The following is a 20456-nucleotide window of genomic DNA, read 5'->3' as shown; positions in this document are numbered from 1 at the left end:
AATGCGAAAAAACAACAAGCTAGACCGCTTTCACGTGTGCGCAGCGCAGGTGAAAGCGGTCTAGCCCCGCCCCTTGGCGGCGAAGCAGGCGGCGAGCGCATTCCACATCGGCTTCCGCTTGCCTTCGCCATCGAGCGGCAGGCCGCGATGCGTCTCGCCATCCTTGCGCGTCACATCCGGGTCGCGCGCCAGCCAGCTCTCCTTGTCGGACAGGCCCCAGGTCAGGACGGTGCGGCAGCCGGCCTCGAGCGCGGTGCCGACTACGCCCCGCACCCGCTCCGCCACCGCCATGTCGCGGGCGGCGAGGTCGCCGGCGAGTTGGCTGCCCTCCCGCACATCGAGCTCGGTGACGAGGATCGACAGACCCATCTCCCGCACCGAAGCCAGGAAGGCGGCCAGGGGCTCGGGCCGGAAGGGCTCGTCCAGCAGCAGATGCGCCTGCAGGCCGAGCGCATCGACGGGCACCTGCGCCTCCAGCAGCCGGCGCAGCAGGCGGAGGGTGCGGCGACGCTTCTCCTCCGCCCAGGGGCTGTCGCCCTCCAGCCCATACTCATTATAGGTGAGGCGGAGGGTGCGATCGCGTTCCCGCGCCAGGCGGAAGGTCAGATCCACATAGCTGGGGCCGAGGGCACGCAGCCAGGGCGAGTCGCGCAGGTCGCCCACCGCCACGGGCTTGGCGGCGAAGGGATTGCCCTCGGCATCCGCCACTGCCTCATTCACCACATCCCAGTCGCGGATGGCGGGGCGGGTGGCGGGCAGCACGGCATCCAGATGTGCCGTCAGCACGGCACGGGCGCGAGCCGGACCCTCGGCCAGGGCGGCGGTGAGCCAGTCGGGCATGGCGTCGTGCCAGACCAGCGCATGGCCGCGGAGCTGCTTGCCGCTGCCTTGGGCGAAGCCTGCCACGGCGCCGAGCGGACCAAGGTCGAAGCTGCCCTCCTTCGGCTGGAGGGCAGCCCATTTCGCCTCCCATTCCGGGACAAGGAGCTGGGCCTCGGCCGTGACCTGGGCGGCATAGGCGGGATCGCCCGCGAGCTTGCCGGAATCGACCGCGGTGCCGAAGGCGATGCCGGCGGCGCGGGCGAGGGTGGCGAGGCCATCCTGCTGCGCCCTGCCCTGCCCCGCCAGCAGCGCGGCCGCGGCACCGCCCAGCAGCAGCCGGCGGGACGCGCCGAGGCGCTTCAAGCGGCCTGCGGCAGGGCGGCGGGCACGGGCGGCGGCATGCGCCGCAGCGCCTCGCGGTAGCGGTCGCGCCGCCAGCAGAGCAGCCGCCAGGCGCCCCGTGCCGCCATCTGGGAGAGCCGGCCGCGCGGCTCCAGCCCCACCGCCTTGAAGATCATCCCCATGCCGCGTTCCAGGTGGCGCTGCCGGTAGAAGCCCATGGCGCGGCCCATATAGCCGGCGATGCAGCGGTCATGGCTGTAGACGAGGCCCGGGTCCTCATTGGCGCAGTGGAAGGCAAAGGCGAGCTCGTCGTCTTCCGATTCGCCGACCCGGCCGAAGGCGACGCGCAGCCGCCGGGCAAAGGAGAGATCCTCCCGCGCCAGGTAGCGCTTCATATGGTCGTAGAAGAGCTTGAAGTGCCGATACTCGTCGGCGGCGATCAGCTTGCAGACCTGCTGCAGCACCGGCTCCTCGGTCGCCTCGGCGAGCGCCGTGTAGTAGCTGCTGGTGCCCGTCTCGACGATGCAGCGCGCGATCAGCTCCCCGGTGCGGGAGCCGCGGATCGAGGCATCGGCGTTCAGGTCGATCTTGTAGCCGTTGCGGTAGCGCTCGAAGGCCGCGGCATAGTCCCAGCCCGGATCGGCCAGGCTGGCCCATTGCCCGAGCGCGTCGCCATGCTGGATCTCCTCCTCCGCCCAATGGTCGGCGGCCTGGGCGAAGTCCGGGTCGTCATGGAAGACGCGGTTCAGATAGATGGCGTAGTCGCCGCCATTGCGTTCGACCATCGCCGCGGCCTTGACCAGCGGGATGATCTCCGGGTCCACCTTCGAGGGATCGAAGCGGTCCCAGGCGACCTGCTCGACGCGCCAATGCTTCATCCTGTCCCCGCGGCCCACTGGGGCCGTTTTCCTGCGATGTCCGAAGGGCGCCCAACGCCCCCGGGATCGCTATGTTCGGCGGGTCAGGGCGTGAATCAAGCGCCGTTGCCGGTGGGCCACGGTGTGCCGGACGAAAATCCGCACACCGTGCCCTTCGGGTGGCAGGTCAGGCCGCCTCGGCCACCGAGGCAGCGGTGCGGAGGGCCTGGACCCGGGCATAGGCCGCCTCGCGCTTCGCCTCGGGCTCGGCCGCAGCGGCCGTGGCGGCGGCCTCGGCCTCGGCCAGGCGGCGCTCGGAATCAGCGCGGGAGAGGCTGGCCAGCGGCGTCACCTCATCGGCCAGGATCGTCACCCGCTCCGGCGAGACCTCGGCAAAGCCGCCGGCGACGAAGAGCCGCTCGGTCTCGGCGCCGTTCTCGCGCACCCGGATCACGCCGCCCCGGAGGACGACGATCATCGGGGCATGGCCGGGGAGGACGCCCATCTCGCCCTCAACGGCGGGGATGGTCACCATCTCCACCGGCCGGGAAAGCAGCAGCTTCTCCGGCGAGACGAGTTCGAGCAGGAAGGTGGCCATGGTTAGGCAGCCACCTTCAAGGTCTCGCCCTTCTTCACCGCGTCCTCGATGGTGCCGACCATGTAGAAGGCAGCCTCGGGCAGGTGGTCGTATTCGCCGGCGCAGATGGCGCCGAAGCTGCGGACGGTGTCCTCCAGCTTCACGAAGACGCCCGGGGAGCCGGTGAAGACCTCGGCCACATGGAAGGGCTGGCTGAGGAAGCGCTGGATCTTCCGCGCGCGGGCGACGACCAGCTTGTCCTCTTCCGAGAGCTCATCCATGCCCAGGATGGCGATGATGTCCTGCAGCGACTTGTAGGTCTGCAGGATGCGCTGCACCTCGCGGGCGACACGGTAATGCTCGTCACCGACGATCCGCGGGTCGAGCGCGCGGCTGGTCGAGTCGAGCGGGTCCACGGCCGGGAAGATGCCGAGCTCGGCGATCGAGCGGTTGAGCACCGTCGTCGCGTCGAGGTGGGCGAAGGAGGTGGCCGGGGCCGGGTCGGTCAGGTCGTCGGCGGGCACGTAGATGGCCTGCACCGAGGTGATCGAGCCCTTCTTCGTCGAGGTGATCCGCTCCTGCAGCGCGCCCATATCGGTGGCGAGCGTCGGCTGATAGCCCACCGCCGAGGGGATGCGGCCGAGCAGCGCCGAGACTTCGGCGCCCGCCTGGGTGAAGCGGAAGATGTTGTCGACGAAGAACAGCACGTCCTGGCCCTGCTCGTCGCGGAAGTATTCCGCGATGGACAAGCCCGAGAGGGCGACGCGGGCGCGGGCGCCCGGCGGCTCGTTCATCTGGCCATAGACCAGGGCCACCTTGGAGCCCTCGGTCGTGCCCTCGCCGAGCTTGATGACGCCGGCATCGACCATCTCGTGATACAGGTCGTTGCCCTCGCGGGTCCGCTCGCCGACGCCGGCGAAGACCGACACGCCGCCATGCGCCTTGGCGATGTTGTTGATCAGCTCCTGGATGGTCACCGTCTTGCCGACGCCGGCGCCGCCGAACAGGCCGATCTTGCCGCCCTTCAGATAGGGGGCGAGCAGGTCGATGACCTTGATGCCGGTGACGAGGATCTCGGCCGCGGTCGCCTGGTCCTCGAAGGAGGGGGCCTCGCGGTGAATGGTATAGGTCTTCTCATGCGGCACCGGGCCGCGCTCGTCGATCGGCTGGCCGATGACGTTCAGGATGCGGCCGAGGGTGCCCTCGCCCACCGGCACGGCGATGCCGGCGCCGGTATCGACCACTTCCTGGCCGCGGACCAGGCCGTCGGTGCTGTCCATGGCGATGCAGCGCACGGTGCGCTCGCCGAGATGCTGCGCGACCTCGAGGACCAGCGTGGTGTCGCCGTTCTTCGTGGTCAGCGCGTTCAGCATCTCCGGCAGCTCGCCCGGGAACTGCACGTCCACCACGGCGCCCAGAATCTGCGCGATGCGCCCGACATTGTTCTTCATGGTGTCATGCCCCTCGTCAGACTGCCTCGGCCCCGGAGATGATCTCGATCAGCTCCCTCGTGATATTGGCCTGGCGCGTGCGGTTGTAATTGAGAGTCAGCCTGTTGATCATCTCGCCGGCATTGCGCGTGGCATTGTCCATCGCGGTCATGCGGGCGCCATGCTCGCCGGCCGCGCTTTCCAGGATCGCGCGGTAGATCTGGATGGCGAGGTTGCGCGGCAGCAGGTTGGCGAGGATCTCCTCCTCGGCCGGCTCATATTCATAGAGGGCCTGCGGCCCGGTCGCCGCGGCGGTGCCTTCCGGCAGCGGCGTCGGGATCAGCCGCTGCTCGGTCGGGATCTGGCTGATGACGTTGCGGAACCGGTTGTAGATCAGGCTGCAGACGTCGAAGCCGCCTTCCTCCAGCAGGGTCGCGACCTGGACCCCGATCGCCTCGGCATCGGCGAAATCCACCCGCTTGCGGCCGGCGAAGGAAACCTCGCCGACGATGCGGCTGGCGAATTCGCGCCGCAGGAAGGCCGCGCCCTTGCGGCCCACCGTCAGCACCTTCACCTGCTTGCCCTCGGCCTCCAGCGCCCGGATGCGGGCGCGGGCAAGCCGGCCGACCTGGGTGTTGAAGGGCCCGGCCAGGCCGCGATCGGCGGTGACCACCACCAGCAGATGCACCTGGTCCGCACCGGTGCCGACCAGCATCCGCGGCGCGTCCGGGGAACTGGCGACGGCGGCGCCGAGGGAGGCGAGGATCGCCTCCATCCGCTGCGCATAGGGGCGCGCGGCCTCCGCCTGGGCCTGGGCCCGGCGCAGCTTCGCCGCGGCCACCATCTTCATCGCCTGCGTGATCTTCCGCGTGGACTTCACGCTGTTGATCCGCCCGCGCAGGTCCTTGAGGCTCGGCATCGCGCCCGCTTCCCCTGGTTCAGGCCGAGAAGGACTTGGCGAAGCCGTCGAGGAAGGCGACCAGCTTGTCCTCGGTCGGCTTCTTGATCTCGCGGTCGGCGCGGATCGACTCCAGCACCGCCGGCTCGCGCGACTTCAGCTCGGAGAGCAGGCGCCGCTCGAACTCGCCGACGGCCGAGACCGGCAGCTTGTCGAGATAGCCGCGGGTGCCGGCAAACAGGGAGACGACCTGCTCCTCGACCGGGACCGGCTTGTACTGGGGCTGCTTCAGCAGCTCCGTCAGCCGGGCGCCGCGGGCCAGCAGCGCCTGGGTGGAGGCGTCGAGGTCCGAGGAGAACTGGGCGAAGGCCGCCATCTCGCGGTACTGGGCGAGCTCGAGCTTGATGCGGCCGGCGACCTGCTTCATCGCCTTGATCTGGGCGGCGGAGCCGACGCGGGAGACCGAGAGGCCGACATTCACGGCGGGGCGGATGCCCTTGAAGAAGAGCTCCGTCTCCAGGAAGATCTGCCCATCCGTGATCGAGATCACGTTGGTCGGGATATAGGCCGAGACGTCGCCCGCCTGGGTCTCGATGACCGGCAGGGCGGTCAGCGACCCGGCGCCGAAATCGTCGTTCATCTTCGCCGCGCGCTCGAGCAGGCGCGAGTGCAGGTAGAAGACGTCGCCCGGATAGGCCTCGCGGCCCGGCGGACGGCGCAGCAGCAGCGACATCTGGCGATAGGCGACGGCCTGCTTGGACAGGTCGTCATAGAAGATGACCGCGTGCATGCCGTTGTCGCGGAAATACTCGCCCATGGCGCAGCCGGTGTAGGGCGCCAGGAACTGCATCGGCGCCGGCTCGGAAGCGGTGGCGGCGACGACGATCGAGTATTCGAGCGCGCCGTTCTCCTCCAGCGTGCGGACCAGCTGGGCGACGGTGGAGCGCTTCTGCCCGACCGCGACATAGATGGTGTAGAGCTTCTTGCTCTCGTCAGAGCCCTGGTTGATGGGCTTCTGGTTGATGATGGTGTCGATGATGACGGCGGTCTTGCCGGTCTGGCGGTCGCCGATGATCAGCTCGCGCTGGCCGCGGCCGATCGGGATCAGGGCGTCGATCGCCTTGATGCCGGTCTGCATCGGCTCATGCACCGACTTGCGCGGGATGATGCCCGGCGCCTTCACCTCGACGCGGGTGCGGGTCACATCGACCAGCGGGCCCTTGCCGTCGATCGGGTTGCCCAGGCCATCGACCACGCGGCCGAGCAGGCCGCGGCCCACCGGAACGTCGACGATGTTGCCGGTGCGCTCGACCGTGTCGCCTTCCTTGATCTCGGCGTCGGAGCCGAAGATGACGATGCCGACATTGTCGGTCTCGAGGTTCAGCGCCATGCCGCGGATGCCGGCGGAGGGGAAGAGCACGAGCTCACCCGCCATCACATTCTGCAGGCCGTAGACGCGGGCAATGCCGTCGCCCACGGTGAGCACGGTGCCGACCTCGGCCACATTCGCCTCGGCATCGAAGCCGGCGATCTGCTGCTTGAGGATTTCGGAGATCTCGGCGGGACGGATTTCCATGGTCAGGCGGCCCCCTTCATGGCGTACTGCAGGCGCTGCAGCTTGGATTTGATGCTGTTGTCATAGAGCCGGGAGCCGATCCGCACGATCAGCCCGCCGAGGATCGAGGGATCCACCTGCTCCGTAAGCTTGATGCCGGAATAGCCGGCTTCGGTCAGGCGCGCCGCGATCTGGGCGCGCTGGGTATCGGTCAGCGCATGCGCGCTCGTCACCTCGGCGACCTGCTGGCCGCGGCGCACCGCGAGCTGGGCGCCGAAGGAGGAGACGACCTGCGGCAGCAGCGCCAGGCGCCGGTTGCCGATCAGGACGCCGACCAGGTTCCGCACCTCGGTCCCCGTCCCCACCCGGTCGAGCAGGGCGAAGGCGCCGCGGCGCTGGGCTACCGAATCCAGCCGCGGATCGGCGATGAAGCCACGGAAATCGGCATCCGTGCTCCAGAGCTTGCCGAGGGATTCGAGGTCGCCGGCGATGCGGTCGAGCGCAGCCGGATCGTCTTTGCGCCGGTCATCGGCGAGGGCGAGCAGAGCCAGCGCATAGCGCGCGGCAAGCCCGGTCGGGGTAGGCGCCTTGGGCGCGACGGAAGCGACGGTCTCGGCAGAGGCCACGGGCTGTCCCGGTCCTGTTCTTGTGGTGCGCATGCGCGGGACCGCGGCTGGGCCCAGGGGCCCTGCGCGGCGGCCGGCCTTTACCATGGGGTTTACAGCCCCGCAATCCGCGGAGGCCGCGCAAAATCGGCCTCTGCGACGCCGCGACGCGATCGCGCTACCCTTCCCGCCGGGGAAGGGGGCGGGATCGGCATGGGCGGCACGCGACGGGGCTTCTTCGGCTGGCATGTGGTCGCGGCCGCTTTCCTGCTGGCAATGTTTGCCTGGGGCATCAATTTCTACGGTCCCTCGGTCTATCTGCATGCGCTGCATGCGCGGGAAGGCTGGGCGCCGAGCCTGATCGCCGCCGCCATCACCCTGCATTTCCTGGCCAGCGCGGTGGTTGTCTCCGTCCTGCCCCGGCTGCACCGGCGCTTCGGCCTGGTACCGGTGACGCGGGCCGGGGTGCTGGCCTCGGCCGCCGGGCTGCTGGGCTGGGGCTTCGCCAGCGCGCCCTGGCAGATGGTGCCGGCGGCGCTGCTGACCGCCTGTGGCTGGGCGGTGACCAGCGGCGCCGCCATCAATGCCTGCGTCGCCCCCTGGTTCGACCGGCGCCGTCCGGCGGCGCTGGCCATGGCCTATAACGGGGCGAGCATCGGCGGGGTGGTCTTCACCCCGCTCTGGGCGGCGCTGATCGCCGGCTTTGGCTTCGACTACGCGAGCGTCATCGTCGCCGGCGCCAGCCTGCTGCTGCTCTGGCCGCTCGCGGGACGGTATTTCGGCTTCGGCCCGGCCAGGCTGGGGTTGCATCCGGATGGCGCGGCGGGGCCGCCGGCACCACGGGCGATGCGGGCGCCGGCCGGGCCGCTCTGGCGGCAGCCGCCCTTCCGCAGCCTCTCGCTCGCCTTCGCCATCGGGCTGACGGCGCAGATGGGGCTGCTGACCACGCTGTTCAGCATCCTGGCGCCGAGCCTCGGCGTGCAGGGGGCGGGGCTGGTGATGAGCCTGGCGACGGCCTGCGCGGTGGTCGGCCGGACGGTGGTCGGCACGCTCCTGCCGCCGGGATTCGACCGGCGGCGGGCGGGGGCGCTCAATTTCGTCCTGCAGGCGGTGGGCTGCGCGGTGCTGGCGCTGGCTGGCGGCGCGGCGGTGCCGCTGGTGCTGGGGGCGCTGCTGTTCGGCCTCGGCATCGGCAACCTGCTCTCGCTGCCGCCGCTGATCGCCCAGGCGGAATGGCCGGCCGAGGAGGTGGCCGCGGTCATCGCCCTGGTGACGGCAGTGAACCAGGCCTTCTACGCCTTCGGCCCCGGCCTGTTCGGCAGGGCGCTGGACGCCTTCGGGCCCTGGGCGCCGCCGGCCGCCGCGGCGGCGCTGCAACTCCTCGCCGCCGGGGTGCTGGCCAGGCGCTAGGCCGGATTCAGCAGCACGGTCTTGGCGGCGATGGCCGCCAGCCCCGCCGCCATGGTGGCCAGCGCCACCCCGCGCGAGGCAAGGGCAGCATAGCCGAACCCGCCGGCGATCAGGGCCCAGGCGGCGATCTCGGTCACGGCAAGGACGGGCATCTTGGCTCTCCCTGGGAAATTACTTGCGGGTAATTTCTTTACCATTTTACAGCCATGTCATGCCAGCGGAATCCATGCCGTCAGAGGAAGCTCACCGGGTCCACATCCACCTGCACCCGCACGCTGCCCGGCACCGGGACCCGGGCCAGCCAGTCGCGCAGGATGGGCTGCACCGCGACCTCCCGCCGCGTCTTGAGCAGCAGCCGCCGGCGGTGCCTTCCGCGCAGCAGGGCGAGCGGCGCCGGCGCCGGGCCCAGCACCTGCACCCCCTCCCCGCCCGGCGCGGCGAGGCCGAGATCGCGGGCGGTGCGATCTGCCTCCCGCTCATCCTCCGAGCTCACGATCAGCGCGGCGAGGCGGCCGAAGGGCGGCCAGTGGCCGGGCCGGCGGATCGCCGCCTCCTCCGCCATGAAGGCGTCGAGATCGCCGGAGATCAGCGCCTGCATCACCGGATGCTCGGGGCTGAAGCTCTGCAGGAGGACGCGCCCCGGCGCCTCCGCCCGGCCGGCGCGGCCGGCGACCTGGTGCAGCAGCTGCACCGTGCGTTCCGCCGCGCGCAGGTCGCCCCCGGCCAGGCCGAGATCGGCATCGACCACGCCGACCAGCGTCAGATGCGGGAAGTGCCAGCCCTTGGCGACGATCTGGGTGCCGATGATGAGGTCGACCTCGCGGTCCTGAATCTGCTGCGCCGCCATTCCCGCCGCGGCGGGGCCGGGCAGCGTGTCGCTGGCCATGACCAGCCGGCGCGCCTCGGGCCAATGCGCGGCGGCTTCCTCCAGCACCCGCTCCACCCCGGGGCCGACCGCGACCAGGCTGTTGGCGGTGCCGCATTCCGGGCATTCGGCCGGCGGCGCCTCGGAGTGCCCGCAGTGATGGCACTGGAGCTGCCGCCGGGCGCGGTGCTCCACCAGCCAGGCGGTGCAATTCGGGCAGCGCATCCGGTGGCCGCAATGCCGGCAGAGGGTCAGCGGCGCATAGCCGCGGCGGTTCAGGAAGAGCATCGCCTGCTCGCCCCGCTCCAGCGTCGCGGTCACCGCCTCGATCAGCGGGGGCGAGAGGAAGCGGCCGCGCTCCGGCGGGGTGCGGCGGAGATCGATCGTCTCGACCGCGGGCAGGCTGGCGCCGCCATGCCGCTCCGGCAGGTTCAGCGCCTCGTAGCGGCCGCTCTCGGCATTGGTCAGGCTCTCGAGCGAGGGGGTCGCCGAGACCAGCACGCAGGCGGCATGGGCCATCCGGGCGCGGACCACCGCCATGTCGCGGGCGTTGTAGACGACGCCATCCTCCTGCTTGAAGGCGGTCTCGTGCTCCTCATCGACGATGATCAGGCCGAGATCGGGGAAGGGCAGGAAGAGGGCGGAGCGGGCGCCGACCACGACCGGCGCCTCGCCCTCGGCCACCGCCCGCCAGGTGTCGCGGCGGGTGCGCGGCGTCACCTCGGAATGCCAGAGGGCGGGGGCGACGCCGAAGCGGGCCTTGAACCGCTCGAGCCATTGGGCCGAGAGCGCGATCTCCGGCAGCAGGACCAGCGCCTGGCGGCCGTGGCGGAGCGCTTCCGCGACCGCATCCAGATAGACCTCGGTCTTGCCGGAGCCGGTGACGCCGGTCAGCAGCGTCACGCCGAACTGCCGGGTGGCGACCTTGGCGACGAGCCGCGCCGCCGCCTCGGCCTGGGCGCCGCCGAGCTTCGGGCCGGGATGCTCCGGGTCGGGCCGGTTAAAGCGGCTGGCATGCGGCAGCAGCGCCGGGCGGATCAGCCCGTTATCCGCCATGCCGCGCAGCACGCCGAGCGAGACGCCGGCCGCCTCGGCCAGCGGCGCCCCGGCATAGACCCGGCCCGGCTCCATCACCGCCATCACCCGCTGGCGTTCCGGCGTCATGCGCGGCTGGCGGTTGGAGCCGGCGCCGGCCAGGACCCAGCCCGCCTGCTGAGTCGGCGGTTCCAGCGCGGCGGTGGAGCCCATGGCCATCCGCAGCACCGCCCCGGGCGGGCTGAGCGTATAGGCCGCCACCCAATCGATGAACCGCCGCAGGCTCACGGTCATGCGAGGTGCTGGCAAGATGGCGGTAACCGGCTTCAGGCGATGATCGGCCACCGGGGTAGCCTCGGGTTCCTCGGTGGGGTCCCAGACTACGCCGATAATCGGCCTCTGGTTCAGGGAGACGGTGACGAAATCGCCGGGATGGATATCGAGCTGCGGCGGGACCCGGTAGTCATAGGCACCGGCGAGCGGGAGGGGCAGAAGCACCCGAACCCGTTGCGTGCCAGACACAGGTAGCGTGTCTTTCATATCGCGCCGCTTTTCCGACCCCTGCCGCATCGGCTATCCTGCCTGTGAATAAATACGCAACGACCGCCGCCCCCTATCTGCGTGCCATAATTTCGGCGCGTCCGGCGGTGCCTATTCCAAACACGGACCCCGCCGGGTCCGCCCCGGGGACCCACCCAGCATGAAATTCTTTGTCGATACGGCCGAGGTATCCGAAATCCGCGCCCTGGCCGAGGCCGGGCTGGTGGATGGCGTCACCACCAATCCCAGCCTGATCGCCAAGTCCGGGCGCAAGATGGCCGAGGTGATCGCCGAGATCTGCGAGATCACCCCCGGCCCCGTCTCCGCCGAGGTGACGGCGACCGATTTTGACACGATGCTGGCCGAGGGCCGCTTCCTGCGCGGCATCGCCAAGAATGTCGCCGTGAAGGTGCCGCTGACCGAAGCGGGGCTGAGCGTCTGCCGCAGCCTGGCGGATGAAGGCACGCCGGTGAACGTCACCCTCTGCTTCTCCCCGGCCCAGGCGCTGCTCGCGGCCAAGGCCGGCGCCGCCTATATCTCGCCCTTCGTCGGCCGGCTCGACGATATCGCGCATGACGGCATGCTCCTGATTGCCGATATCCTGAAAATTTACCGAAACTACTCCTATATTAAGACGGAAGTCCTGGTGGCGTCCATCCGCCATCCGGTGCATCTGGTCGAGGCGGCCAAGCTCGGCGCCGAGGTGGCGACGCTGCCGCCGAATGTCATCCGCCAGCTCATCAAGCATCCGCTGACCGACCGCGGGCTGGAAAGCTTCCTCGCCGATTGGCGCAAAACGGGCCAGAGCATCCTGTGACGATCATGCCCATGACCGGCGCCCAGCCCCTGCCCGTCCCGCCCGAACCCGGCGCGGTCCCCCTGCCCGGGGCGGAGGCGGTGACCGCTTTCCTGCGGGCCAATCCGGACTTCCTGGCCGAGCGCCCGGACCTGTTCCGCGCCCTGACCCCGCCGCGCCGCATCCATGGCGAGCGGCTGGCCGACCATATGGCGGCGATGCTGCAGGCCGAGCGCCGCCGCGTCCGCTCGCTGGAGGCGGAGGTGGATGCCGCCGTCACCGCCGGGCGGGCCGGCCATGGGCTCACCATCCGGGTCCGGCTGGCGGTGCTGGCGCTGATGCGCGCCCAGGACGTGGTCGAGACGGTGACGCAGGAGCTGCCGGCGCTGCTCGGCGTCGAGACCTGCACCCTGCTGGCCGAGCTGCCGGACCGCCGCGGCATCCCGAAGCTGCCGCGCGGCCTGGTCGGGACGCTGCTCGGCCCGGGGCGGGATGCGGTGGTGCGCGCCGCCCCGACCGAGGTGGAGCTGCTGCACCAGGAAGCCGCGCCGCTCGTGCTGCGCGACGCGCTGGTGCGGGTGCCGGTCTGGACCGGCCAGCCGACCCTGATGGCGCTCGGCGCACGCGACCCGCAGGCCCTGCCGACGCGGCAAGCCACGGCGACCCTCGCCTTCCTCGGCCGCGCGGTCGCGGCGGCGCTGGCGCGCTAGAGCGGTTTCCGTTCGCGGTGGCTCACGAAACCCGCTCTAGCTCTTTGTTTGAGCAAGCAAATTACTCCAATCAGGTGATGCCACCTGATTGGAGTTTGCTCTAGCCCTTGGCCGAGGCGCGCGCCCTCGCCGCCGGCTATCTCGACTGGCTGGCGCGGGAACGCCGCGCCTCGCCGCATACGGTCGAGGCCTATGGCCTCGACCTGCGGGACTTCCTCGGCTTCCTGACCGGGCATCTGGGGGAGGAGCCGGATCTCGCCGCGCTCGGGGCGCTGCGCCCGGCCGATCTGCGCGCCTTCCTCGCCGCCCGGGCGCGGGACGGCGCCGGCAATGCGACCCGGGCCCGGCAGCTCGCCGCCATCCGCGGCTTCCTCCGCTACCTGGCGAAGACGGCGGGGCTGGCGCCGCTGGCGCTCGCCAATATCCGCGGCCCGCGGACCAAGCCGCCGGTGCCGCGCGCCCTGACCCCGGACCAGGCGAAGGAGGTGGCGGCCCATACGGGCAGCATCCACCAGCCCGGCCATGCCGAACACCCGGCCGAGCAGGCGGCACGGGACGTGGCGCTGTTTACCCTTCTCTATGGCTGCGGGCTGCGGATCGCCGAGGCGCTGGCACTCAATGTGCGGGATGCGCCGCGCCCCGGCAGCCAGGCCGCGCTCCGGGTGCTGGGCAAGGGCGGCAAGGAGCGGCTGGTGCCGGTGCTGCCGGCGGTGCGGCAGGCGATCGCCGAGTATCTCGCGCTCCGCGGCGACCCGCCGCCCGAGGCGCCGCTGTTCCGCGGGGCGCGCGGGGCGCGGCTCGACCCGGCGGTGGCGCAACGGGCGATGCGGCAATACCGGCGCCTCGCCGGCCTGCCGGAACATGCGACGCCGCATGCGCTGCGGCATTCCTTCGCCACCCATCTGCTCGGCGGCGGCGCCGATCTGCGGGCGATCCAGGAATTGCTCGGCCATGCCAGCCTCTCCACCACCCAGCGCTATACGCGGGTGGATGCGGCGGCGCTGCTGGAGACCTGGCGGCGGGCGCATCCCCGCGCGGGGTAACGTGGGGCGGGATGACGTGACGGGCGGCCCGCCCGCGACTATGGTGCGGCCGACCCGACTCCCCGATGAGGACCGCCGATGCGCGACGGCAAGATGACCCAATACACCCCGAAACTCGTCGAGGGCGTCACCCCCGTCCAGCGGATCGAGGTGGATCGCCGCAAAGTGCCCTGCGACGGCGAGGTGGCGGGTCCCGGCATGGGCCATCCGCGCGTCTGGCTGCCGATGAACCCGAACGAGACCCAGGTGACCTGCCCCTATTGCTCCATCACCTATGTGCTGAAGGCAGGTGCGGGTGGCGACGACCATCAGTGACACGCCGGCGGCCTCCGAGGAGGCCGTCCCGGTCGCGGCGCCGGGGACCCGGCATCTCGTCCTGGTCGATGGCTCGGGCTATATCTTCCGCGCCTATCACGCCCTGCCGCCGATGACGCGGCCGGACGGCACGCCGGTGAATGCCGTCTTCGGCTTCACCCAGATGCTCTCCAGCTTCCTCGCCGAGCATCGTGGCAGCCATCTGGCGGTGGTCTTCGATGCCAGCCGCAGCACCTTCCGCAACGAGATCTTCCCTGACTACAAGGCCCACCGGCCCGACCCGCCGGAGGAGCTGGTCCCGCAATTCGCCCTGATCCGCGAGGCGACCGAGGCCTTCGGCGTCGCCCAGGTCGAGGCGCCGGGCTTCGAGGCGGATGACATGATCGCCGCCTATGCCCGCGCCTTCCGCGAGGCGGGCGGCGAGGTGACCATCGTCTCCTCCGACAAGGACCTGATGCAGCTGGTGCGCCCTGGCGTGCAGATGCTCGACCCCATCAAGCGGAAGCCGATCCGCGAGGCGGAGGTGGCCGAGAAATTCGGCGTGCCGCCGGAGAAGGTCATCGAGGTCCAGGCGCTGATCGGCGACCCGGTGGACAATGTCCCGGGCGTGCCGAAGATCGGGCCGAAGACCGCGGCCGAGCTGATCCTCGCCTATGGCGATCTGGAAACCGTGCTGGCCAATACCGCCAAGATCAAGCAGCCGATGCGCCGGCAGAATCTCGAGCAATATGCCGAGCAGGCCCGGCTCTCGAAGCGGCTGGTGACGCTCGACGACCAGGCGCCGCTGACGCTGCCGATCGAGGCGCTGGCGGTGCGGCCGCCGGAGCCGGCGGCGCTGGCGAAATTCCTCCAGGACCAGGGCTTCCGCAGCGTCATCGCCCGGATGGGCCTCGGCGAGGCGGCCGGCGATGCGGCGACGCGGGCGCGCAACAGCGCCATCAGCGCCGCCCAGGCCGCCGCCGCGGCACCGGCCGCCCCCGCCGCCGAGACAGGCGCCCTGCCCTACGGCCCCTATGAGACGGTGACGACGCCTGAGGCGCTGGCGACCTGGATCGCCGAGGCGCGGACAGCGGGCGTCATCGGCCTCGATACCGAGACGGACAGCCTCGATGCGCTGAAGGCCAACCTGGTCGGCGTCTGCCTCGCCACCGCGCCGGGCCGGGCCTGCTACATCCCGCTGCGGCATGTCTCGCCGGGCGCGGGCCAGGGCGACATGCTGGCGGAGCCGGAGAAGGCTGCGGCGCCGCCGCAACTGCCCTTCGAGGAAACGATGGCGGCGCTGAAGCCGCTGCTGGAAGACCCTGCCGTGCTGAAAGTGCTGCAGCACGCCAAATACGACCTCGAAGTGCTGGGCCGGCCGGAGAATGGCGGCATCGCCGTCGCCCCGGTCGATGACACCATGCTGATCTCCTACGCCATGGAGGCGGGGAAGCATGGGCATGGCATGGATGAGCTTTCGCGTCTCCATCTCGACCATTCGCCCATCTCCTTCGACCAGGTGACCGGCACCGGCCGCGCCCGGATCAGCTTCGCTGCCGTGCCGCTCGACCGGGCGGCGGAATACGCGGCCGAGGATGCGGATGTGACGCTCCGCCTCTGGCAGTTGCTGCGGCCGCGGCTGCGGGAGGATGGCTCCCTCGCCCTCTACGAGCAGGTGGAGCGGCGGATGATCGCCGTGCTGCGCGACATGGAAGTCGAGGGCATCAAGGTCGATGGCATCGAGCTCGCCCGCATCGGCGAGGATTTCGTCGCCCGCATGGCGGTGCTGGAGGGGGAGATCCACGGCCTTGCCGGCCGCCCCTTCGCCGTGGGTTCGCCGAAGCAGCTCGGCGAGATCCTGTTCGACGAGATGAAGCTGCCGAATGGCCGGAAGGGCAAGTCCGGCGCCTGGGGCACCGATGCCGCGGTGCTGGAGGAGCTGGCCGCCCAGGGCATCCCCCTCGCCCGCAAGGTGCTCGACTGGCGGCAGCTCTCGAAGCTGAAATCGACCTATGTGGACGGGCTGACGGCGCAGATCGATCCGCGCACCGGCCGCGTCCATACCGATTTCTCCATGGCCAATACCAGCACCGGGCGGCTGGCCTCGACCGAGCCGAACCTGCAGAACATCCCCGTCCGCAGCGAGGAAGGGCAGCGCATCCGCCGCGCCTTCATCGCCGATCCCGGCCATGTGCTGATGTCGGCCGACTATTCGCAGATCGAGCTGCGGCTGCTGGCGCATATGGCCGATGTCCCGGCGCTGCGGGAGGCCTTCGAGACCGGCCAGGACATCCATGCCCGGACCGCCGCCGATATCTTCCGCTTGGCGCCGGAGGCGGTGGACCGCGAGGCGCGGCGGCGCGCCAAGACCATCAATTTCGGCATCATCTACGGCATGTCCGCCTTTGGGCTCGCGGGGCGGCTCGGTATCGGCGCCGGAGAGGCCAAGGGCATCATCGATGCCTATTTCGGCCAGTATCCCGGCATCCGCGCCGCGATGGAGCGGCTGAAGGAGGAGGCGCGGCTGCGCGGCTATGTCTCCACCTCCTTCGGACGGAAGCTCTGGATCCAGGATATCGGCACCAAGGACCCGGTGCGCCGGGCCGGGGCCGAGCGGGCGGCGATCAACGCCCCCTTCCAGGGCGGGGCGGCGGAGATCATCAAGCGCGCCATGGTCCGCCTGCCCCAGGCCCTGACGAAGGCCGGCCTCAAGGCCCGGCTGCTGCTGCAGGTGCATGACGAGCTGGTGCTGGAGGTGCCGGAGGCGGAGGTGGAGCCGACCACGGCCCTGGTGCGGCAGGTGATGGAAGGCGTCGCCCATCTCCGGGTGCCGCTGGCGGTCGAGGTCGGGACGGGGCAGAGCTGGGCGGAGGCGCATTAAGGCCCGCTTCACGCCCCTGGTATTGTCTCGTGAATGTGATAAGACGGACAGCCCGTGACGCAGGAAGGTCGCGGAACTGTTTCGGAGAAGCTCCATGACTGGGGCGGAAGGTCCAGCAACATCCGGCCGTCCGCGGGAGCGCTTGCCGCTGTCCCTGCGTTGCATGCTGCTCGCTTCCCTGGTCGTGCCGCTCGCCTTCCTGGCCGGCGCCGCCTGGTACGACCACCATCGCCTCCATTCCGAAGCCTATGCGGACGTGGTCCGGCTCTCGGCCGTGGCCAAGGAGCATGCGCTGAAGGTGGTGGAGACCAATGCCCTGGTGCTCGACCGCATGGAGGACCGCATTCGCGGCCTGAGCTGGGAGCAGGTGCAGGCCGAGGCGGAGGACATCCAGCGCTGGATGCGCAGCCTCGACGAGAGCATCGCCCAGATCACCTCCCTGCACCTGGTGCGGCCGGATGGGCGGCTGGCGGTGCTCAGCATCGCCTGGCCGACCCCGCCCATCTCCCTCGCCGAGCGGCCCTATTTCCGCCAGATCGAAGCCGGGGAGACCGGGCTCGTCTTCGGCGAGCCGCTGCGATCGCGACTCACCGGCATCGTCACCTTCGCCGTGGCCCGCCGGCGGGAAACCGCGGATGGGCAATTCGCCGGCGCCCTGGTCGGCTCCATCCTGCCCGGCTATTTCCAGGCCCAGTGGCACGCCATGGACCCGGAGGGGAAGGCGAGCTTCGAGCTGATGCGGACCGACGGGCAACTCCTTGTCGTGCATCCCTCGGGCGGGCAGGACCTGTTCGATCCGCCGGATGCCGCGACGGTGCCGGATGCGGTGCGCCATCCGAGCAATGTCGGCCCGGTCATCGAGCATTTCGGCGAGCGGAAGGAATGGCTGACCGCCTTCCGCCAGGTCGGTGAGCATCCGCTGGTGGTCAGCGTCACCCTCTCCATGGACCGGGTCTGGGCGGAGTGGATGCAGAACACCGCGCTCAGCGCCACAATCTGCCTCGCCGCCGCCCTCGCCCTCGGCTTCAGCACCCTGCTGGCGATCCGCCGTTGGCGGTCGGAGCAGGTGATCCTCCAGCAGCTCAGCGAGAACCGGGACGAGCTGCGTTCCGAGATCGCCCGGCGCGAGACGGCCGAGGCGGGGCTGCTGCAATCGCAGCGGCTGGAGGCGCTCGGCCGGCTGACCGGCGGCGTCGCGCATGACTTCAACAACCTGCTGACCGCCATCCTCGGCACCATGCACCTGCTGGAGCGGCATATCGGCTTCGGCGCCGATGAGCGGGTGCGGAAATACCTGGCGATGACCCGGGATGCGGTGCAGCGCGGCGCCCGGCTGAATTCCAGCCTGCTGGCCTTCGCCCGGCGGCAGAAGCTGCACACTGCCAGCATCGACGCCAATGAGCTGGTGCAGGGCTTCACCCCGCTCATCCAGCGGGCGCTGGGCGAGGCGGTGACGCTCGAGGTCGTGCTCGACCCGGAGCTGCCGCCCTGCCGGGCCGATGCCTCGCAGCTGGAATCGGCGCTGCTGAACCTGGCGATCAATGCCCGGGACGCCCTGCCGCGGGGCGGCACGGTGACGCTGACGACCCGGCCGGCGCAGCTGGATGCGGCGCTTCTGGCCGGCAATACCGATGCGCAGCCCGGCCCCTATATCGCGCTGTCGCTGCGCGACGACGGCACCGGCATGGCGTCCGAGGTGCGGGAGCGGGCCTTCGAGCCATTCTTCACCACCAAGCCCCAGGGCAAGGGCACCGGGCTCGGCCTGTCCCAGGTCTTCGGCTTCGTGCGGCAGCTCGGCGGGCATATCGCCATCGACAGCACCCTGGGCGAGGGCACGGTGGTGACCCTCTACCTGCCCGAATCCTCCGAGCGCCCGGCCCCGCCGCCGGCCCCGCCGGAGCCGATCCCCGAGGGGATCGCCGCCGTCGCCCGCGCCACCATCCTGGTGGTGGAGGATGACGAGCGGGTGCGGGAGGTGGCGGCCGAGACGCTGCGGGATTCCGGCTTCCGGGTGATCGCCGCCGGGGATGGGCTGGAGGCGCTGAACCTGCTCCGCCGCGGCGAGCATTTCGACGTGCTGTTCAGCGATATCGTCATGCCGGGCGGCATGAGCGGGATCGAGCTGGCGCAGATCGCCCGCCGGCTGCGGCCGCAGCTGCCGGTGCTGCTGGCCACCGGCTATGCCGCGACGGCGGCCGGGGCCGGGGAGCATGGCTTCGAGGTGCTGGCCAAACCCTATGACCAGTATGAGCTGGCCCGGCGGATCGCCGAGCTGGCCAGCGAGCGGCAACGCGTCGCCTAGTCACGCAGGGCGTTGCGCCGCGGGCCGCGGCCGATTATAGGCTGGCCCCGACCCGGAGAGGTGGCGGAGTGGTCGATCGCGTCGGTCTCGAAAACCGAAGTAGGTGCAAGCCTACCGTGGGTTCGAATCCCACCCTCTCCGCCATCAGGCCCACTAACCGAGAGCCTTGGCCCGCAGGCCAAGGCCAGGTCCGGATCAGCCAGCGCTAATCCAGCTTCCGCGCCGCCGCGACATGGGCCGGCGTGATAGTGGATGGCTTGCCGCCGAAATGGCCGATCACGTAATTCGCCACGGCTGCGATCTCGGGATCGGTATAGGCGGTCCCGAAGGCCGGCATGGAGACGTCGCCTTCGTTCGTCTTCATATGGCTCCCATGGATCAGGACCTGCAGCAGGTTCGTGCCGGTCGGGTCGTTGACGGTCTGGCTGCCGACCAGGGCCGCATGCGGATGCTGCAGGCCCTCGCCATTCCAGCCATGGCAGCTGGAACAGGCGCCCTGGAACAGGCTGAGGCCGAGCGACCCGTCTCGCGCCTCCTCCGGCGCCGGGCTGAAGGCCGTCGAAGCCCGGACGAGAGGCGGGTCGGGATTGATGGTGATCTCCGCATCCCCGCGCTGCGGCGGGATGGTGCGCAGATAGGCCACCATAGCCTGGATATCCTCCGGGGTAAGGTAGCGGAGGCTGTGCTCGACCGCCTCCGCCATGCTGCCGGAGGCCGAGCCACGGCCCTCGGCATGGCCCTCCGAGAGATAGTCTGCGATCTGCGCATCGGACCAGGACCCGATCCCGAATTCGCGGTCGGAGGTGAGGTTGTAGGCCCGCCAGCCGGCAGTGACCGCGCCGGCGAAGGTCTTGCCGCTGTCCAGCGCGAAGAGCAGGTTCCGCGGCGTGTGGCACTCGCCGCAATGGCCGAGGGCTTCGACCAGATAGGCGCCGCGGTTCACCTCGGCGGAACGCTGCGGGTCCGGCTGCTCGGGGCCGGACGGCTTGAACAGCAGGTTCCAGCCGCGCATGAGATAGCGCTGGCTGAAGGGGAAGCTGAGCTCCGTCGCAGGCGCCACCGACCGGACCGGGGTCAGGCTGAACAGGTAGTCCTTCAGCGCCAGCGCATCCTCCGTGCTCATCCGCGCATAGGCCGTATAGGGAAAGGCGGGGTAGAGGTTGCGCCCCTCGTTATCGACGCCGTCATGCATGGCGCGCACGAATTCCGCATCGCTCCAGCGGCCGATCCCGGCGTCCGGGTCCGGCGTGATATTGATCCTCCCCCCTTGAAGTGGTCCGCCTTGAGGTATGGCTTTGAACCGGAGGAGGACCGAGAAGATGGGCAAGGAGCACCGGCCTGAAGAGGCGCTTACCAAGCTGCGGCAGGTGGATGTCCTGGTCTCGCAAGGGCAGTCCGTGGCGGAGGCGATTGGGGTTGAGGTGACACGGCGAAAGTGGTCCAGCTCTGGTGTTAGCTTTTCGGCGGATTTCCTCATGACGGATGTGGAGATTG

At 70.4% G+C, this 20456-nt stretch carries 17 protein-coding genes, 1 tRNA gene and 1 pseudogene; 9 read left to right on the top strand and 10 right to left on the bottom strand.

What is annotated here, in order from left to right; translation table 11 throughout:
* Positions 1 to 60 precede the first annotated feature (60 nt).
* The 7 genes from JMJ55_RS27205 to atpH form a co-directional block, all read right to left on the bottom strand.
* Positions 61 to 1185, bottom strand: coding sequence for an endo-1,4-beta-xylanase (locus JMJ55_RS27205; RefSeq protein WP_202828758.1), 1125 nt, complete (start codon positions 1183 to 1185; stop codon positions 61 to 63).
* Positions 1182 to 2042 (bottom strand): acyl-ACP desaturase, encoded by an 861-nt coding sequence (locus JMJ55_RS27200; protein WP_202828757.1) that lies wholly within the window; start codon positions 2040 to 2042, stop codon positions 1182 to 1184. Before JMJ55_RS27200 ends, JMJ55_RS27205 begins: the two co-directional genes overlap by 4 nt.
* 166 nt (positions 2043 to 2208) lie before the next feature.
* Positions 2209 to 2619: an ATP synthase F1 subunit epsilon gene (gene atpC, locus JMJ55_RS27195; RefSeq protein ID WP_202828756.1), complete on the bottom strand. Its 411-nt coding sequence runs from the start codon at positions 2617 to 2619 to the stop codon at positions 2209 to 2211.
* A gap of 2 nt (positions 2620 to 2621) precedes the next feature.
* Positions 2622 to 4049 (bottom strand): F0F1 ATP synthase subunit beta, encoded by a 1428-nt coding sequence (gene atpD / locus JMJ55_RS27190; protein ID WP_202828755.1) that lies wholly within the window; start codon positions 4047 to 4049, stop codon positions 2622 to 2624.
* Positions 4050 to 4065: 16 nt separating this feature from the next.
* Positions 4066 to 4947, bottom strand: coding sequence for a F0F1 ATP synthase subunit gamma (locus tag JMJ55_RS27185; protein WP_202828754.1), 882 nt, complete (start codon positions 4945 to 4947; stop codon positions 4066 to 4068).
* A 19-nt stretch (positions 4948 to 4966) separates the two neighbouring features.
* Complete coding sequence (atpA, locus tag JMJ55_RS27180) at positions 4967 to 6502, bottom strand: F0F1 ATP synthase subunit alpha (RefSeq protein ID WP_202828753.1); 1536 nt, start codon at positions 6500 to 6502, stop codon at positions 4967 to 4969.
* A 2-nt stretch (positions 6503 to 6504) separates the two neighbouring features.
* Complete coding sequence (atpH, locus tag JMJ55_RS27175) at positions 6505 to 7107, bottom strand: ATP synthase F1 subunit delta (RefSeq protein WP_328702786.1); 603 nt, start codon at positions 7105 to 7107, stop codon at positions 6505 to 6507.
* A 192-nt stretch (positions 7108 to 7299) separates the two neighbouring features.
* Between atpH and JMJ55_RS27170 the strand changes: the two genes are divergently transcribed.
* A complete protein-coding gene (locus JMJ55_RS27170) occupies positions 7300 to 8496 on the top strand; it encodes an MFS transporter (RefSeq protein ID WP_202828751.1) in 1197 nt (398 codons plus the stop codon).
* Here the strand turns inward: JMJ55_RS27170 and JMJ55_RS27165 are convergent.
* Positions 8493 to 8648, bottom strand: a complete 156-nt coding sequence (locus tag JMJ55_RS27165) for a hypothetical protein (protein WP_202828750.1) — start codon at positions 8646 to 8648, stop codon at positions 8493 to 8495. The genes JMJ55_RS27170 and JMJ55_RS27165 overlap by 4 nt on opposite strands.
* Positions 8649 to 8728: 80 nt before the next feature.
* Positions 8729 to 10966, bottom strand: a complete 2238-nt coding sequence (locus JMJ55_RS27160) for a primosomal protein N' (protein WP_202828749.1) — start codon at positions 10964 to 10966, stop codon at positions 8729 to 8731.
* Between the two features lie 130 nt (positions 10967 to 11096).
* Here JMJ55_RS27160 and fsa point away from each other — a divergent pair, with 130 nt between their 5' ends.
* The 7 genes from fsa to JMJ55_RS27125 all read left to right on the top strand — a co-directional run bounded on the left by fsa (position 11097) and on the right by JMJ55_RS27125 (position 19106).
* The gene (fsa, locus tag JMJ55_RS27155; protein WP_202828748.1) at positions 11097 to 11753 is read left to right on the top strand and encodes a fructose-6-phosphate aldolase; all 657 of its coding nucleotides are present in this window, start codon (positions 11097 to 11099) and stop codon (positions 11751 to 11753) included.
* An 11-nt stretch (positions 11754 to 11764) separates the two neighbouring features.
* On the top strand, positions 11765 to 12442 hold the full coding sequence (locus tag JMJ55_RS27150) for a DUF484 family protein (RefSeq protein WP_202828747.1): 678 nt from the start codon (positions 11765 to 11767) through the stop codon (positions 12440 to 12442).
* Positions 12443 to 12549: 107 nt separating this feature from the next.
* Positions 12550 to 13485: a tyrosine recombinase XerC gene (locus JMJ55_RS27145; protein ID WP_202828746.1), complete on the top strand. Its 936-nt coding sequence runs from the start codon at positions 12550 to 12552 to the stop codon at positions 13483 to 13485.
* 78 nt (positions 13486 to 13563) lie between these two features.
* Positions 13564 to 13800 (top strand): zinc-finger domain-containing protein, encoded by a 237-nt coding sequence (locus tag JMJ55_RS27140; protein WP_202828745.1) that lies wholly within the window; start codon positions 13564 to 13566, stop codon positions 13798 to 13800.
* On the top strand, positions 13793 to 16660 hold the full coding sequence (gene polA, locus JMJ55_RS27135; protein WP_202828780.1) for a DNA polymerase I: 2868 nt from the start codon (positions 13793 to 13795) through the stop codon (positions 16658 to 16660). Before JMJ55_RS27140 ends, polA begins: the two co-directional genes overlap by 8 nt.
* 142 nt (positions 16661 to 16802) lie before the next feature.
* Complete coding sequence (locus JMJ55_RS27130) at positions 16803 to 18962, top strand: hybrid sensor histidine kinase/response regulator (RefSeq protein ID WP_202828744.1); 2160 nt, start codon at positions 16803 to 16805, stop codon at positions 18960 to 18962.
* 54 nt (positions 18963 to 19016) lie between these two features.
* Positions 19017 to 19106 (top strand) — tRNA-Ser (locus JMJ55_RS27125).
* Between the two features lie 61 nt (positions 19107 to 19167).
* On the opposite strand, the gene JMJ55_RS27120 is transcribed toward JMJ55_RS27125, so the two are convergent.
* Complete coding sequence (locus JMJ55_RS27120) at positions 19168 to 20154, bottom strand: c-type cytochrome (protein WP_236034111.1); 987 nt, start codon at positions 20152 to 20154, stop codon at positions 19168 to 19170.
* A 127-nt stretch (positions 20155 to 20281) separates the two neighbouring features.
* Here JMJ55_RS27120 and JMJ55_RS31275 point away from each other — a divergent pair.
* A pseudogene (locus tag JMJ55_RS31275) lies at positions 20282 to 20456 on the top strand (IS3 family transposase); the annotation flags it as partial.

Source organism: Belnapia mucosa (assembly GCF_016775475.1).
In the GTDB taxonomy this organism is placed as follows: domain Bacteria; phylum Pseudomonadota; class Alphaproteobacteria; order Acetobacterales; family Acetobacteraceae; genus Belnapia; species Belnapia mucosa.
The sequence above is the reverse complement of the archived record's forward strand: the minus strand, read 5'-3'. Positions and strand labels throughout refer to the sequence as shown.